This is a genomic window from Bradyrhizobium sp. McL0616 (assembly GCF_049993385.1).
In the GTDB taxonomy this organism is placed as follows: Bacteria; Pseudomonadota; Alphaproteobacteria; order Rhizobiales; family Xanthobacteraceae; genus Bradyrhizobium.
The window spans coordinates 857,228-871,370 of sequence record NZ_CP188255.1 but is presented as its reverse complement, the minus strand read 5'-3'; the positions used below and the strand labels follow the sequence as shown (position 1 = coordinate 871,370).

The following is a 14,143-nucleotide window of genomic DNA, read 5'->3' as shown; positions in this document are numbered from 1 at the left end:
GAGGGGTTGCCTCCGCATACACTACTGAAACAGTTCACGCGCGGAGAGAGACCCGTCACCCGTCTGCGCTTCGCGCAGCCACCCTCTCCTACAAGGGGAGAGGGTCTAACCGCGCCCCACCACCAGCGCGTCGACAATCGTCACGCCCTGTCCCTCGGCGTGCACCAGCACCGGATTAAGCTCGATCTCCGCAATCTCCCCCGCGTGTCGCGCGGCAAGCATGGAAATATCCGCGATCAACTGTGACAACGCCACAACATCCGCCTTCACCGCCCCGCGAAATCCGTTCAGCAGCGGCGCGGCTTTCAAGCTGGCCAGCATCGCACCCGCCTCTTCCGCACCCACCGGCGCCGGGCGATAGACGACGTCGCGGAACAGTTCGGTGGTGATGCCGCCGAGACCCACCATCACCATCGGCCCAAAGGTCTTGTCCGCCATCGTGCCGACGATGATCTCGACGCCCTTCTTCGCCATCGGACCGAGCAGCACGCCCTGGATCGCCGCCTCCGGCCGGTGTTTGCGCGCATTGTTGAGCAGCGACTCGAAGACCAGAAACACCTCGCCCTTGGTGGTGATGTTGACGCGCACGCCGCCGACCTCGCTCTTGTGCGGAATGTCCGGCGACTGGACCTTCATCACCATCGGAAAACCGACGCTCGCGACCGCAGCATCGAGCCCGCTCTTCTCCTTCACCAGCAGCTCGTCCGGCAGCGCGATGCCGGCGGCGCGGAGCAATTCCTTGCTGTCGGCTTCAGACAGCACCGATGAGGTCAAATGCGCCGAAAGATCGCGCGCCGGCAGCCGCGTCTCGTCCGCCGGCCTCGGGAGACTGAACTTCGCGAAATCGACGAGTTGCCGCATCGCGACGCCGACATGGGTGAGGCCCGACAGCACGACCACGCCGGATTTCGCAAGCTCGCGCCGCGCAAAGTCCGACGGCACCGTGTAGGAATAGAACACCACCGGCTTTTTCTGCGCGGCAAGCACCGGCTTCAGCTCGTCTTCCCTAAAGGGCTTGCGCACCTCGCTCGACAGCGACAGCACGACCAGGATCGCGTCGACCTCGTCGGAGGCGGTGAGGAGATCGACGCTCTTCTGCAAGCCGCCCGAGGTCACACCCTGGGCGGTGACGTCGATCGGGTTGCGCGCGGTGCCGTAGGACGGCATCAGATTCTTGATCTCCGCCTGGATCGGCTCGGACAATTCCGGCACCTGCAAGCCCCGCAATGCCACGGAATCCGCGCCCCAGATGCCGGCTCCGCCGGAGGCAGTCACCACCGCGATACGATCGCCTTTCGGCAGCGGATTGCTCACGAGCACCGCAGCGATCGTCAGCGCCTCGTCGAGATCGTTGGAGACGATGAAGCCATATTTCGCGAACACCGCGTCATACGCCGCTGACCAGCCGGCCATGCTCGCAGTGTGCGAGGCCGCTGCGCGCTCGCCGGCGCGGGAACGGCCAACTTTTGTGACGATGACGGGCTTCTTGATCTCCGCGGCGCGCCGTGCAGCGGCCAAAAACGTGTCGACGTCGCGAATGCCTTCGATGAACAGCAGGATCACATCGGTCGCGGTGTCCTGCACCAAGTAGTCGAGAAACTCGCCGGCGCCGAGATCGGATTCATTGCCGGCGCTGACGACATAGCTGACGGCAATACCGAGTGCCTTGGCGCGGTGATAATAGGCAAAGCCGATGCCGCCGCTCTGCGCCACGATGCCGATCCGCCTTGTCGTGGCGATGAGAGGCACCACACCTGGCTTGACGTCCACGGCGGGACTGAACGTTGCCGCCACGCGCTGCACCTGGCTGAAAAAGCCCTCCGCGTTCGGACCGGAAATCCGCATGCCCGAGCGCTTGGCCAGCGCCGCGATCGCATCCTGCACCCCCGCGCTGTCGCCGCCCTCTTCCGCAAAGCCGGACGAGATGATGACGGCGTTCTTCACACCGACGGCGGCGCATTGCTCGAGCGCGGGAAGCACGGCACGAGCAGGAATGATGATGACGGCGAGATCGATCGTCGAGCCGATGTCCGCGATCGATTTGTAGCAAGTGAGCCCGTCGATCTCGGAATAGTTCGGGTTCACCGGGTAAATTTGTCCGGGATATTCGTTCTTGCGCAGCATCGCGAGCAGCCGCCCCGGAATCTTCTCGTGATCGCGCGAGGCCCCGATCAGCGCGATGCTTGCCGGCGCGAAGAAGCTGTCGAGCGGATGCGGCATGGAGTGACCCTGTTCTTGTTCTTAGCCAGCCGTACTTCCTCAACCCGTCATCCCCGCGCAACGGCAAAGCCGTTGCGCGGGGATGACGGATCACTTCCAAGCCATCAACTGACGCGGAACGTCACCCCACCCAGCAGGAACTCGTTGCCCGCAACCGCGAGCCCCTTCGCCTTGGCTGCGTGCAGCACCTGGGCCAGGTCAATCACCCGAAACTCCAGCGCGCTCATGATCTCGCTTGTGCCCTTCACGAAACGGAAGGTCGCATTGGGCAGCTTCAATTCGGCGTCACCATTCGGCGCAACGCCAATGATCTTTCCCCAATGCTCCGCCAACCCTTGCGGATCCGGGCTCTGCATCTCCACACCCGTCAGCGCCTGCGTCACATCCCTGCGGATGGACTTCTGCCAGTCAGGTCCGGCCGGTGGATACGCGCCCAAGATGTCGTCGCTGCCTACGGTGTGGTTGAACTCGATGAAGGCGGCGCGGCAGTCGCGGGGGTGGAGCTGCACGCCGTGATAGGGCGCGTGGTCGATGACGTTGGCCGTGCGCACGCCCATCGCATTGGCGTTGCGGCCGCGCTCATCCGGATCGTTGCAGCAGAAGATCGCCATATAGCCGCCGCGTCCGCCGCTCTTCTGGATGAAGCGGCCGGCCGTGGTGCCGTCCTTGAACGGCGCCACCACCTCCAGTAAAATCGTGTCGACCGGGAGCAGCGTGTTCTCCAGGCCGTATTTTGCGACATTGCCGTCGCGGTAGCAGACGGCGAGGCCCATCACCTCCGCAATGTCCGAGATCACGGACGCGAGTTGCGGCGCGACCAGACAGATCTGCCGCAGCCGCATATAGGGTGCCATGGTCATGCGCCCTTGAAGGTGGGCTTGCGCTTCTCGACGAAGGCCTTCGCGGCCTCCTTGTGGTCCTCGGTGTCGCCGCAGCGGGTGTGGTGGATCGCCTCGCCGTCGAAGCAGTCTTCCAGCGCGAGATGCTCGGCATTGTTGATGTTGCGCTTGATGAAGCCGAGCGCGATCGAGGGTCCCTGCGCCAGCGACAACGCGAGCTCGTGCGCGGCCGCATCGATCTCGGCGTCAGGCACGACCCTGGTCACCATGCCGATTGCATGCGCTTCCTTCGCTGTGAGCACCGGCGAGGTCAGATAGAGCTCGCGCGCCCGGGCGCTGCCGAGCAGCTGGGTCAGAAAATAGGTGCCGCCGTAATCGCCGGAGAAGCCGACCTTGGCGAAAGCGGTGGTGATCTTGCAGGACTCGGAAGCAATACGCAGATCGCAGGACAGCGCCATCGAGAGACCGGCGCCGGCCGCGGCGCCATCGAGCTGCGCCACCACGGGCTTCGGCATCTGGTGCAGGATGCGCGAGACCTCCATGCCGCGGCGCAGGTTCGCAAGCTTCTGCTCGAACGGCAGCGGTGCGCGGCCCTCCGCCATCGACTTGACGTCGCCGCCGACGCAGAAGGAGCCACCGGCGCCCTTGAACAGCACCGCCCGCACCTCCGGATCGTCAGCCGCGCGCCGCGCCGCCTCTACCAGCCCGCGCACCATGTCCGGGTTGAGCGCATTTTTGCGCTCGGGGCGGTTCATCGTGATCGTGAGCAGCCCGCCTTCCAGCTTTTGCAGAACCATCTCGTTGCTCATGGGTGTCTCCCTTGTTGTTGTTTGACTGAGCTACCTCCACCGTCATTGCGAGCGCAGCGAAGCAGTCCAGGAATGTATCCGCAGAGACTGTGTGGATTGCTTCGTCGCTTCGCTCCTTGCAATGACGGCAGTTACTTCTTCACCAGCGGACAGCGCGACTGCTCCAGCGATTGGAACGCCTCGTTGCCGGGCACGGTGGCGAGCAGCTTGTAGTCGTCCCAGCGGCCCTTGGACTCCGACGGCTTCTTCACTTCGAACAGGTACATGTCGTGCAACATGCGGCCGTCCTCGCGGATCTTGCCGCCCTTGGCGAAAAAATCGTTGATCGGCGTTTCCTTCATCACCTTCATGACGGCGGCAGCGTCCGTCGTGCCGGCCGTCTTCACGGCCTTTAGATAGTGCGTGACGGACGAGTAGACGCCGGCTTGCGCCGAGGTCGGCGGCCGTTTCATGCGCTCGGTGAAGCGCTTCGAGAATGCGCGCGTGTCGTCGTTGAGGTCCCAGTAGAACGCCTCTGCCAGCAGCAGGCCCTGCGCCGTCTCTAGTCCGATCGAGTCGATATCGGTGACGAAGGCGAGCAGCGGCGAGACCTTCTGGCCGCCCTTGGTGATGCCGAACTCGGCCGCCTGCTTGATGGCGTTGACGGTGTCGCCGCCGGCGTTGGCAAGGCCAATCACCTTGGCCTTGGAGGCCTGGGCCTGAAGCAGGAACGACGAAAAATCCGACGTGTTGAGCGGATGGCGCACGTTGCCAAGCACCTTGCCGCCGGTCTTGGTGACGACGGCGCTGGTGTCCTTCTCCAGGTCCTGACCGAAGGCGTAGTCGGCGGTCAGGAAGAACCAGGTGTCGAGGCCCGACTTCACGGCCGCAAGGCCGGTCACGTTGGCCTGGCCGTAGGTGTCGAACACGTAGTGGATGGTGTAGGGACCGCAGGCCTCGTTGGTGAGACGGATCGAGCCCGGGCCGTTGAACATGATGATCTTGTTGCGCGCTTTCGCGATCTCGCCGGCGGCAAGCGCGGTCGCGGAGGCCGCGACGTCGTAAATCATCTCGACGCCCTGATTGTCGAGCATGTCGCGGGCGATGTTGGCGGAGAGGTCGGCCTTGTTCTGATGGTCGGCCGCCAGCACCTGGATCTTGCGGCCGAGCACCTCGCCGCCGAAATCCTCGACCGCCATCTTGGCTGCGGTCTCGCTGCCCGGGCCGGTGATGTCGGCGTAAAGGCTCGACATGTCGAGGATGCCGCCGATCTTCAGGGGCGGCTTGTCCTGGGCCTGCACCGCGCTCGCGCTCAGCGCGAACGACGCGGCAAAAATGCCCGACAAAATTCTCTTCATCGAAAAAAACCTCCCTTGATCGCCTGCCTCTGAATGGCGGCTTGGTTATTGCTCTTGGCTATCGCAATTGCCGCAATCATGCCGCATGCGCGAGAGCGCAGCAAGCGCGGGTGCATTACGAAGATGCGATTGGCGCGCATGTTTTCCGCAAAACGGAATGGTGGAGGACAGGAAGTTGCCTCAACGTCGTCATTGCGAGCGCAGCGAAGCAATCCAGAATCTTTCCGCAGAGACAGTCTGGATTGCTTCGCTGCGCTCGCAATGACGGAGTGTGAGGCGACGGTGGGTCGCCACAGATGAAAGCCGCTTCGTCGCGAGCCGCGTTTGAGTTAAGAGTGGAGCGCAACGCAACCTCTCCGGGCAACGTGACGCGATCTCTCACCTTCATCGCCGCAGCAGTCCTCCTCGCATCGCACGTCACTGCGCTCGCGACCCCCTGCCAGTTCGAGTCCCAGGGCGAAGGCCGCGTCGCGGCAATCGTCGATGCGCGCAGCGTGCGGCTCGATGACGGCCGCGAAATCCGTCTCACCGGCATCGAGGCGACGGCGGCGACGAAGCAGGCATTGACTTCGCTGCTTGTCGGCCGCGACGTGAGCCTGCGCAGCACCGACGACACACCCGACCGTTACGGCCGCCAATCGGCGCTCATGTTCATCAGCGAGAGCGATACCTCGGTGCAGGCCATGCTGCTCGCCCAGGGCGATGCGCTTGTCTCGGCCGAGGTCTCCGACAAGGACTGCGCGGAGGCGCTAATGGCGGCGGAGGCCGAGGCGCGGCGCCAAAAAAAGGGCAGTTGGGCTGACTCGTCCGCCATAAAAAACGCGGAAAGTCCGGACGATATTTTGGCCGGGATCGGGCGGTTTATGGTGGTCGAAGGCAAAGTCCTGTCGGTCCGGCAAGCTGGGGCAGTGACCTACCTCAACTTCGGACGGAACTGGACACGCGGCTTTGCGGTGACTATTCCAAGGCGCATGATACCGGCGTTTGAAAGCGCCGGAATGACCCTTAAGTCCCTGGAAAATAGACGTATTCGAGTCCGGGGCTGGATTGAGGGGACGACGGGGCCGCGTATCGATGTGCTCCGAGTGGGACAAATCGAGTTGCTGGGCGCAAACGAGCCAGGGGTAAGGCCCTAAGGGGCCAGGCACGGGTTAGACGACGTGAATGGGGTGCTAGAACGGCACGGACGAGGTGATGGCCGCCGCCTGCGGGCTGCGCCGGCCGCGCTATGCCTTGTGCTGAGCATAGCCCTCGCCGGCTGCGGCGATATGGGCCGGTTCCAGACTGCCGCGACGACGCCGACGGTCGCGATGCCCAAGCCGAAGCCGGCTGTCGCCCAGACCCCCGCCACCGAGAAGGAGCACGAGCGCATCCTGGCGAGCTATGGCGGCACCTACGACGACCCCCGGCTGGAATCACTGGTCAGCAAGACCGTCGAGCGGCTGGTTGCGGCCTCCGATCGGCCGGACCAGGGCTACAAGGTCACCATCCTCAATTCCGGCGCGGTGAACGCTTTCGCGCTGCCGAACGGCCAGCTCTATGTCACGCGCGGACTTCTTGCGCTTGCAAGCGATACGTCGGAATTGTCCTCGGTGCTGAGCCACGAGATGGCGCATGTGCTGTCCAAGCACGCCGCGATGCGCGAGGACCAGGCGCGCCAGGCCGCAATCGTCACCCGCGTCGTCACCGACATGAGCACCGATCCCGATCTCACCGCGCTCGCGCTCGCCAAGACCAAGCTCACCATGGCAAGCTTCTCGCGCAATCAGGAATTCGAGGCTGACGGCATCGGCGTCGGCATCTCCGCCCGTGCGCATTTCGATCCCTATGGCGCGGCGCGCTTCCTCTCGGCGATGGAGCGCAATGCCGAGCTCAAGGCCGGCAAGAGCTCGCTCGATCCGCGTGCGCAGGATTTCACCTCGTCGCATCCAGCCACGCCCGAGCGCGTGCAGAATGCGCAAACCATCGCGCGCCAATACGTCGCCCCGGAAGGTGGCGAGCGTGACCGCGAGAGCTATCTCGCAGCGATCGACAACCTCGTCTTTGGCGAGGACCCCAGCGAGGGTTTCGTCCGCGGCCGCCGCTTCCTGCATCCAAAGCTCGGCTTCACCTTCCAGGCGCCGGACAATTTCACGCTCGACAACACCGCGCAGGCGGTGATCGGCGTGCGCGAGGGCGGCTCGCAGGCAATGCGCTTCGACGTGGTGCGCGTGCCGGCCGAGCAGTCGCTCGGCGATTACCTCAATTCGGGCTGGATGGAAGGCGTCGAGAAGGCGTCCACCGAGGACATCACCATCAACGGCTTCCCGGCCGCCTCCGCCGCCGCCAAGGGCGATCAGTGGCAGTTCAAGGTCTATGCGCTGCGCTTCGGCAGCGACGTCTACCGCTTCATCTTCGCCACCCGGCAGAAGTCGACCGAGAGCGAGCGCAATGCGCGTGAGACCGTCAATTCATTCCGCCGCCTGACGCTCGACGAGATCCAGGCCGCGCGCCCGCTGCGCATCAAGGTCATCACCGTGCAGCCCGGCGATACCGTGGAATCGCTCTCTCACCGCATGGCTGGCGTCGATCGCCCGGCCGAGCGTTTTCGCGTGCTCAATGGCCTCGATCGCAACGCGCAGGTGAAGGTGCGTGATCGCGTCAAGATCGTGACGGATTGAGGCACGGCGGCTACCGCGCCTTTTCCTTCAGAAACGCGATGATGTCAGCGCGATCCTGCGCGTCCGGCACGTCAAAGAACATCTTGGTTTCCGGTACCATGGCCTGCGGGCCGGTCAGCCATTTGTCGAGATTGTCCTCGGTCCAGACGATCCCTGAGTTCTTCAGATCGGGCGAGTAATCGTAGCCGGGAACGCTGCCCGCCTTGCGCCCGACCACGCCCTTGTGCATCGGGCCGACATCGTTGGTGTCGATCGAGTGACAATCCGCGCAGCCCTTGTAGAGCGTCTGGCCGCGCGCGGCATTGCCGGTGGCGCCGGCGGGGCCGGGCGTGCAAGCGATCGCCATCGCGACGGTGGCGAGGACCAGGCTTGCAGTGCTTCGCTGGAGGACGGAATTCGACCGGACGTTCATGTGATCTCCTGTTTGCGGCAGCAAACAGGATCGTCCGGGCCGCGTTTTATTCCCGTCCGCGGGTCGCTTAAGCGCCCGCGTCCATGTCGCCCGCCTCGCGCTGACCGCTGAGCCAGAGCGCAAGCAGGGTCCAGAACGCGCCCGAGAGCAGATAAGCACCTGAGGCGATGACGCCGAGATTGGTGGCGAGCAGGAGCGCGACGAGCGGAGCGAAGCCGGCACCGAACAGCCAGGCCATGTCCGAGGTCAGTGCCGAAGCCGTGTAGCGGTAGGCCTGCCTGAAATTCGAGGCGATCGCGCCCGAGGACTGGCCGAAGGAGAGACCCAGCAGGATGAAACCGATCACCATGTAGATGGTCTCGCCGAACGCGCCGGCGTCGAGCAGTTGCGGGGCGAAACCGCTGTAGATCGCAATCGCAATCGCCGATCCCATCAGCAGCGGCTTGCGGCCGACCCGGTCGGCGATGACGCCGGAGGCCACGATCGCGGCGACGCCGAACACGGCGGCGACGATCTCGATGATCAGGAAGCGGACCGGGCTTTCGCGGGTGAACAGGAACACCCAGGACAGCGGGAACACCGTGACCATGTGGAACAGCGCGAAGCTTGCGAGCGGCGCGAACGCACCGAGCATGATGTTCTGGCCTTCGCGCGCGACAGTCTCGGAGATGCGCGACGGCTGCAATTCGCGGGTCTCGAACAGCGAAGCATATTCCTCGGTCGTCACCATGCGCAGGCGCGCGAACAGCGCCACGACGTTGATGGCGAAGGCGACGAAGAACGGATAGCGCCAGCCCCAGTCGAAGAAATCGTCAGCCGAGAGATTGCCGGCGAAATAGGCGAACAGCGCGCTCGCCACGATCAGCCCGAGCGGAGCGCCGAGCTGCGGCACCATGGCGTACCAACCGCGCTTGGAAGGCGGCGCATTCAGCGCCAGGAGCGAAGCCATACCGTCCCAAGCGCCGCCCCAGGCCAGACCCTGCGCGATGCGCGCCAGCGCCAGCAGCCAGATCGCCGCAGCGCCGATCTCGTGATAACCGGGCAGGAATGCGAGCGCCACGGTGGCGGTACCGAGCAGGAACAGCGCCGACACCAGCTTGGCCGTCTTGCCGTACTCCCGGTCCACCGTCATGAAAATGACGGTTCCGACCGGCCGCGCGATGAAGGCCAGCGCGAAGATCATGAAGGAATAGAGGGTGCCGGTCAGCTCGCTCGTGAACGGAAACACCAGGCGCGGGAACACGATCACCGAGGCGATCGCGTAGACGAAGAAGTCGAAGAATTCCGAGGTGCGGCCGATGATGACGCCGATGGCGATCTCGCCGGGACTGGCCTGGTCGTGGCCGTGCTCGCCCGAGTGGAGGTCTGCCATTGCGGGGGTCTGTGCCGTCGCCATGCGTGCGCCCTTAACGTCCTGAAAACCAATGCCGACCACCCGGCGGGGCGCCAGGCAGTCTGGTCCTGTTTGACCCAACATCTCGCACTGCAACATTGGACAAATTGTCCAATGTCCGGATTGCTGCGCCGCAGCTACCCATTGGCCCCACAAAGGAAACTCATTCTCAAAGGCTCGGCCCGTGTCCCGACTCAAGATCCTGGCGCTGCTACCCCTGGCAGTTGCGCTCAGTGGCTGCAACTACGTCGTGCTGGCACCAGCCGGCGACATCGCTGCCCAGCAGCGCGACCTCGTCGTCATCTCCACCGTCCTGATGCTTCTGATCGTCGTCCCCGTGATGGCGCTGACGGTGCTGTTCGCCTGGCGCTACCGCCAGTCCAACACCTCGGCCCGCTACGAGCCGGAATGGGACCACTCGACCAGCCTCGAGCTGGTGATCTGGTCGGCACCGCTGCTGATCATCGTTTGCCTCGGCGCGCTGACCTGGATGGGCACGCATCTGCTCGACCCCTACCGCAACATCGGCCGCATCAATGCAGAACGCGCAGTGGACCAGTCCAGGGCTCCGCTCGAAGTCGATGTCGTCGCGCTCGACTGGAAGTGGCTCTTTGTCTACCCCGATTACGGTATCGCCACCGTCAACGAGCTCGCCGCGCCGGTCGATCGCCCGATCAACTTCCACATCACTGCGTCTTCGGTGATGAACTCTTTCTACATCCCCGCACTCGCCGGACAGATCTACGCGATGCCGGGCATGGAGACGTCGCTCCACGCCGTGATCAACCACGCCGGTACCTACAAGGGCTTCTCCGCGAACTACAGCGGCGCCGGCTTCTCCGGCATGCACTTCAACTTCCAGGGCCTCGACGACAAGGGCTTTGACGCCTGGATCGCCAGCGCCAAATCCACCGGCGGCTCGCTCGGCCGCGCCGAATATCTCGAGCTCGAGAAGCCGAGCCAGAACGAGCCGGTGCGCCGCTGGGGCACCATCGATTCCGATCTTTACCGCCTGATCCTCAACATGTGTGTCGAGACCGGCAAGATGTGCCAGAGCGAGATGATGGCGATCGACGCCAAGGGCGGCCTCGGCCATGAGGGCCTGAACAACACTCTGCCACTGGCCTACGACAAATACGCCCGCCGCGGCACCGCGCTTGGGCCCGAACCGACCTTCGTCGCCGGCACCTGCACGCCCGATGCACCGCAGGGCCAAACGACGGCCGCGATCAAGGCGCCCCTCGATACCGCGCCGCTCCTCGGTGCCGGCCTGAAGCGGCCGACCTTCACGCCGCTGAAGTCTTCGTCCTTCTTCCTCGGGCAACGTCCCAAATCAAACTCCTAAAGTCAGACTCCTGAAGTCAGACTCCTAAAGAGAGCTCGCATGTCTCCTGATCTTCTCAAGCTCATCTTCGGCCGTCTCGGCATCGATTCGCTGCCGCTGCACGAGCCAATCCTCGTCGGCACCTTCGTGATGGTCGCGCTTGGCGGCATCACGCTGTTCGCGGGCGTGACCTATTTCCGCCTCTGGGGCTATCTCTGGCGCGAGTGGTTCACCACCGTCGACCACAAGCGCATCGGCATCATGTACATGATCCTCGGCATCGTGATGCTGCTGCGCGGCTTCGCAGACGCGCTGATGATGCGCGCGCAGCAGGCGCTCGCGTTCGGCGGTTCCGAGGGCTTCCTCCCCGCCCATCACTACGACCAGGTCTTCACCGCCCACGGCGTGATCATGATCTTCTTCGTGGCGATGCCGCTGGTCACCGGCCTGATGAACTTCGTCGTGCCGCTCCAGATCGGCGCACGCGACGTGTCGTTCCCGTTCCTGAACAATTTCAGCTTCTGGATGACCGTCGGCGGCGCGGTGCTGGTGATGGCCTCGCTGTTCATCGGCGAATTCGCCCGCACCGGCTGGCTCGCTTATCCGCCGCTCTCGAACATCGGCTACAGTCCCGATGTCGGCGTTGACTATTACATATGGGGATTGCAGGTCGCAGGCGTCGGAACCACTCTATCCGGCATCAACCTGATCTGCACCATCGTCAAGCTGCGGTGCCCCGGCATGACCATGATGAAGATGCCGGTCTTCACCTGGACCTCGCTCTGCACCAACGTCCTGATCGTCGCCTCCTTCCCCGTTTTGACCGTCGTGCTCGCGCTGCTCTCGCTCGACCGCTACGTCGGTACCAACTTCTTCACGAACGATTTCGGCGGCAGCCCGATGATGTACGTGAACCTGATCTGGATCTGGGGCCACCCCGAGGTCTACATCCTCGTTCTCCCCGCCTTCGGCATCTTCTCGGAAGTGACCTCGACCTTCTCCGGCAAGCGGCTGTTCGGCTACACCTCGATGGTCTACGCCACTGTGGTCATCACCATCCTGTCGTACCTGGTCTGGCTACACCACTTCTTCACGATGGGGTCGGGCGCCAGCGTCAACTCGTTCTTCGGCATCACCACGATGATCATCTCGATCCCGACGGGCGCGAAGATGTTCAATTGGCTGTTCACGATGTATCGCGGCCGCATCCGCTTCGAGCTGCCGATGCTGTGGACGATCGCCTTCATGCTGACCTTCGTGCTGGGCGGCATGACCGGTGTGCTGCTTGCGGTGCCGCCGGCCGACTTCGTCCTGCACAACAGTCTGTTCCTGATCGCGCACTTCCACAATGTGATCATCGGCGGCGTGGTGTTCGGCGCGTTCGCCGGCATCAACTACTGGTTTCCGAAGGCGTTCGGCTTCAAGCTCGATCCGTTCTGGGGCAAGCTGTCGTTCTGGTTCTGGGTCACCGGCTTCTATCTCGCCTTCATGCCGCTCTATGTACTCGGCCTGATGGGCGTGACCCGCCGCCTGCGCGTGTTCGACGATCCTTCGCTTCAGATCTGGTTCGTCATCGCCGCGATCGGCGCCGGTCTCGTCTTCCTCGGCATCCTCAGCATGCTGATGCAGTTCGCGGTCAGCTTCCTCAAGCGCGAGCAGCTCAAGGACGTCACCGGCGATCCCTGGGACGCACGCACGCTGGAATGGGCGACCTCCTCGCCCCCGCCGGACTACAACTTCGCCTTCACCCCCGTCGTTCACGACAATGACGCGTGGTGGGACATGAAGAGGCGCGGCTACCAGCGTCCGCTCACCGGGTTCAAGCCGATCCACATGCCGAGCAACACCGGCACCGGCATCATCCTCGCCGGCTTCGCTACCGCGATGGGATTCGGCCTGATCTGGTATATCTGGTGGCTGGCGGCAGCGAGCTTCATCGCGATGCTCGTCGTCGGGATCGGCCATACCTTCAACTATCACCGCGACTTCGACATCCCGGCCAACAAGGTGGTCGAGACCGAACAAGCGCGCACCCAACTGCTCGCCGGAGCCAAGTAAATGACGGTCGCTGTCAACCCCGCCCAAACCGGCGAGCCGCTCTTCTATCTCGCCGACGAGCATCCGCACCCCGAAGGCTACAGCACATCGCTCGGCTTCTGGATCTATCTGATGAGCGACTGTCTCATCTTTGCGATGTTGTTCGCCACCTTCGGCGTGCTCGGCGCCAACTACGCCGCCGGGCCCGCGCCGAAGGACTTGTTCGACCTGAACCTGGTCGCGGTGAACACCTCGATGCTGCTGCTGTCGTCGATCACGTATGGATTTGCGATGCTGACGATGGCGCAGAACAAGATCGGCCAGACGCAGATGTGGCTGGCGATCACCGGCCTGTTCGGCCTCGCCTTCATCGGCATCGAGCTCACCGAGTTCGCCCACATGATCAACGAGGGCGCGACGCCGCAGCGCAGCGCCTTCCTGTCCGCGTTCTTCACGCTGGTCGGCACCCACGGCCTGCACGTCTCCTTCGGCCTGATCTGGCTGGTGACGCTAATGACGCAGGTCTGGCGTTTCGGCCTGATCGAGGCCAACCGCCGTCGCCTGATGTGTCTGTCGATGTTCTGGCACTTCCTCGACGTGGTCTGGATCGGCGTCTTCACCTTCGTCTATCTCCTGGGAGTTCTGCGATGAACACCGACACCCACGCCGCTGTAGCCGACCATCATCACGACGATCATTCGCACGGCTCGCTTTCGACCTATCTCCTCGGCTTCGTGCTCTCGGTCGTGCTCACCGCGATCCCGTTCTGGCTGGTGATGAGCGGTGCGCTGCCGAGCAAGCAGATCACCGCACTCGTCATCATGGCCTTTGCAGTCGTGCAGATCGTCGTGCACATGATTTACTTCCTGCACATGAACACCAAGTCCGAGAACGGCTGGAGCATGATGGCGCTGATCTTCACCATCGTCATGGTGGTGATCGCGCTGTCCGGTTCGCTGTGGGTGATGAACCACCTCAACAGCAACATGATGCCGATCCACGAGATGACTGGGATGAAGTGAGCGATCTCGTGAGACCAGACGGAAGCGAAACGCGCAGCCCTGCAAGGGCTGCGCGTCCCTCTTTTTGGCTCACGGTCCTCTCGCTTACCG

At 63.6% G+C, this 14,143-nt stretch carries 12 protein-coding genes; 6 read left to right on the top strand and 6 right to left on the bottom strand.

The annotated features are described in order from the left end of the window. Positions 1–105: 105 nt before the first annotated feature. The 4 genes from ACPPVR_RS04185 to ACPPVR_RS04170 all read right to left on the bottom strand — a co-directional run bounded on the left by ACPPVR_RS04185 (position 106) and on the right by ACPPVR_RS04170 (position 5,205). On the bottom strand, positions 106–2,220 hold the full coding sequence (locus ACPPVR_RS04185) for an acetate--CoA ligase family protein (protein ID WP_426613005.1): 2,115 nt from the start codon (positions 2,218–2,220) through the stop codon (positions 106–108). Between the two features lie 104 nt (positions 2,221–2,324). Next, positions 2,325–3,074: a hypothetical protein gene (locus ACPPVR_RS04180; protein ID WP_426613004.1), complete on the bottom strand. Its 750-nt coding sequence runs from the start codon at positions 3,072–3,074 to the stop codon at positions 2,325–2,327. A 2-nt stretch (positions 3,075–3,076) separates the two neighbouring features. Further along, on the bottom strand, positions 3,077–3,868 hold the full coding sequence (locus ACPPVR_RS04175; RefSeq protein WP_426613003.1) for an enoyl-CoA hydratase: 792 nt from the start codon (positions 3,866–3,868) through the stop codon (positions 3,077–3,079). 131 nt (positions 3,869–3,999) lie between these two features. After that, entirely contained in the window at positions 4,000–5,205 is a 1,206-nt protein-coding gene (locus ACPPVR_RS04170) for an ABC transporter substrate-binding protein (protein WP_426613002.1), read from the bottom strand. 296 nt (positions 5,206–5,501) lie between these two features. Between ACPPVR_RS04170 and ACPPVR_RS04165 the strand changes: the two genes are divergently transcribed. After that, entirely contained in the window at positions 5,502–6,341 is an 840-nt protein-coding gene (locus ACPPVR_RS04165) for a thermonuclease family protein (RefSeq protein WP_426613001.1), read from the top strand. A gap of 132 nt (positions 6,342–6,473) precedes the next feature. Beyond that, the gene (locus tag ACPPVR_RS04160) at positions 6,474–7,865 is read left to right on the top strand and encodes a M48 family metalloprotease (RefSeq protein ID WP_426616328.1); all 1,392 of its coding nucleotides are present in this window, start codon (positions 6,474–6,476) and stop codon (positions 7,863–7,865) included. A 10-nt stretch (positions 7,866–7,875) separates the two neighbouring features. Here ACPPVR_RS04160 and ACPPVR_RS04155 read toward each other — a convergent pair whose 3' ends face one another. Next, positions 7,876–8,277 carry a c-type cytochrome gene (locus ACPPVR_RS04155; protein ID WP_426613000.1) on the bottom strand — a complete coding sequence of 134 codons (402 nt, stop codon included), beginning with the start codon at positions 8,275–8,277 and terminating at the stop codon, positions 7,876–7,878. Positions 8,278–8,344: 67 nt separating this feature from the next. Further along, positions 8,345–9,673 (bottom strand): MFS transporter, encoded by a 1,329-nt coding sequence (locus ACPPVR_RS04150; protein WP_426612999.1) that lies wholly within the window; start codon positions 9,671–9,673, stop codon positions 8,345–8,347. 181 nt (positions 9,674–9,854) lie between these two features. On the opposite strand from ACPPVR_RS04150, the gene cyoA reads away from it, so the two are divergent. The 4 genes from cyoA to cyoD are packed head-to-tail and all read left to right on the top strand — an operon-like array spanning position 9,855 to position 14,053. Further along, the gene (cyoA, locus tag ACPPVR_RS04145; RefSeq protein ID WP_426612998.1) at positions 9,855–11,015 is read left to right on the top strand and encodes a ubiquinol oxidase subunit II; all 1,161 of its coding nucleotides are present in this window, start codon (positions 9,855–9,857) and stop codon (positions 11,013–11,015) included. Positions 11,016–11,054: 39 nt separating this feature from the next. Next, a complete protein-coding gene (cyoB, locus tag ACPPVR_RS04140; protein WP_426612997.1) occupies positions 11,055–13,052 on the top strand; it encodes a cytochrome o ubiquinol oxidase subunit I in 1,998 nt (665 codons plus the stop codon). Beyond that, positions 13,053–13,682 carry a cytochrome o ubiquinol oxidase subunit III gene (cyoC, locus tag ACPPVR_RS04135; protein ID WP_426612996.1) on the top strand — a complete coding sequence of 210 codons (630 nt, stop codon included), beginning with the start codon at positions 13,053–13,055 and terminating at the stop codon, positions 13,680–13,682. Continuing rightward, positions 13,679–14,053, top strand: coding sequence for a cytochrome o ubiquinol oxidase subunit IV (gene cyoD / locus ACPPVR_RS04130; protein ID WP_426612995.1), 375 nt, complete (start codon positions 13,679–13,681; stop codon positions 14,051–14,053). The genes cyoC and cyoD overlap by 4 nt, the downstream gene beginning before the upstream one ends. Positions 14,054–14,143 lie beyond the last annotated feature (90 nt).

What these genes read in the sequence shown, in the direction of transcription:
- ACPPVR_RS04185 (WP_426613005.1), bottom strand. Translation starts at nt 2,220, where the DNA reads ATGCCGCATCCGCTCGACAGCTTCTTCGCGCCGGCAAGCATCGCGCTG.
- ACPPVR_RS04180 (WP_426613004.1), bottom strand. Translation starts at nt 3,074, where the DNA reads ATGGCACCCTATATGCGGCTGCGGCAGATCTGTCTGGTCGCGCCGCAA.
- ACPPVR_RS04175 (WP_426613003.1), bottom strand. Translation starts at nt 3,868, where the DNA reads ATGAGCAACGAGATGGTTCTGCAAAAGCTGGAAGGCGGGCTGCTCACG.
- ACPPVR_RS04170 (WP_426613002.1), bottom strand. Translation starts at nt 5,205, where the DNA reads ATGAAGAGAATTTTGTCGGGCATTTTTGCCGCGTCGTTCGCGCTGAGC.
- ACPPVR_RS04165 (WP_426613001.1), top strand. Translation starts at nt 5,502, where the DNA reads ATGAAAGCCGCTTCGTCGCGAGCCGCGTTTGAGTTAAGAGTGGAGCGC.
- ACPPVR_RS04160 (WP_426616328.1), top strand. Translation starts at nt 6,474, where the DNA reads ATGGGCCGGTTCCAGACTGCCGCGACGACGCCGACGGTCGCGATGCCC.
- ACPPVR_RS04155 (WP_426613000.1), bottom strand. Translation starts at nt 8,277, where the DNA reads ATGAACGTCCGGTCGAATTCCGTCCTCCAGCGAAGCACTGCAAGCCTG.
- ACPPVR_RS04150 (WP_426612999.1), bottom strand. Translation starts at nt 9,673, where the DNA reads ATGGCGACGGCACAGACCCCCGCAATGGCAGACCTCCACTCGGGCGAG.
- cyoB (WP_426612997.1), top strand. Translation starts at nt 11,055, where the DNA reads ATGTCTCCTGATCTTCTCAAGCTCATCTTCGGCCGTCTCGGCATCGAT.
- cyoC (WP_426612996.1), top strand. Translation starts at nt 13,053, where the DNA reads ATGACGGTCGCTGTCAACCCCGCCCAAACCGGCGAGCCGCTCTTCTAT.
- cyoD (WP_426612995.1), top strand. Translation starts at nt 13,679, where the DNA reads ATGAACACCGACACCCACGCCGCTGTAGCCGACCATCATCACGACGAT.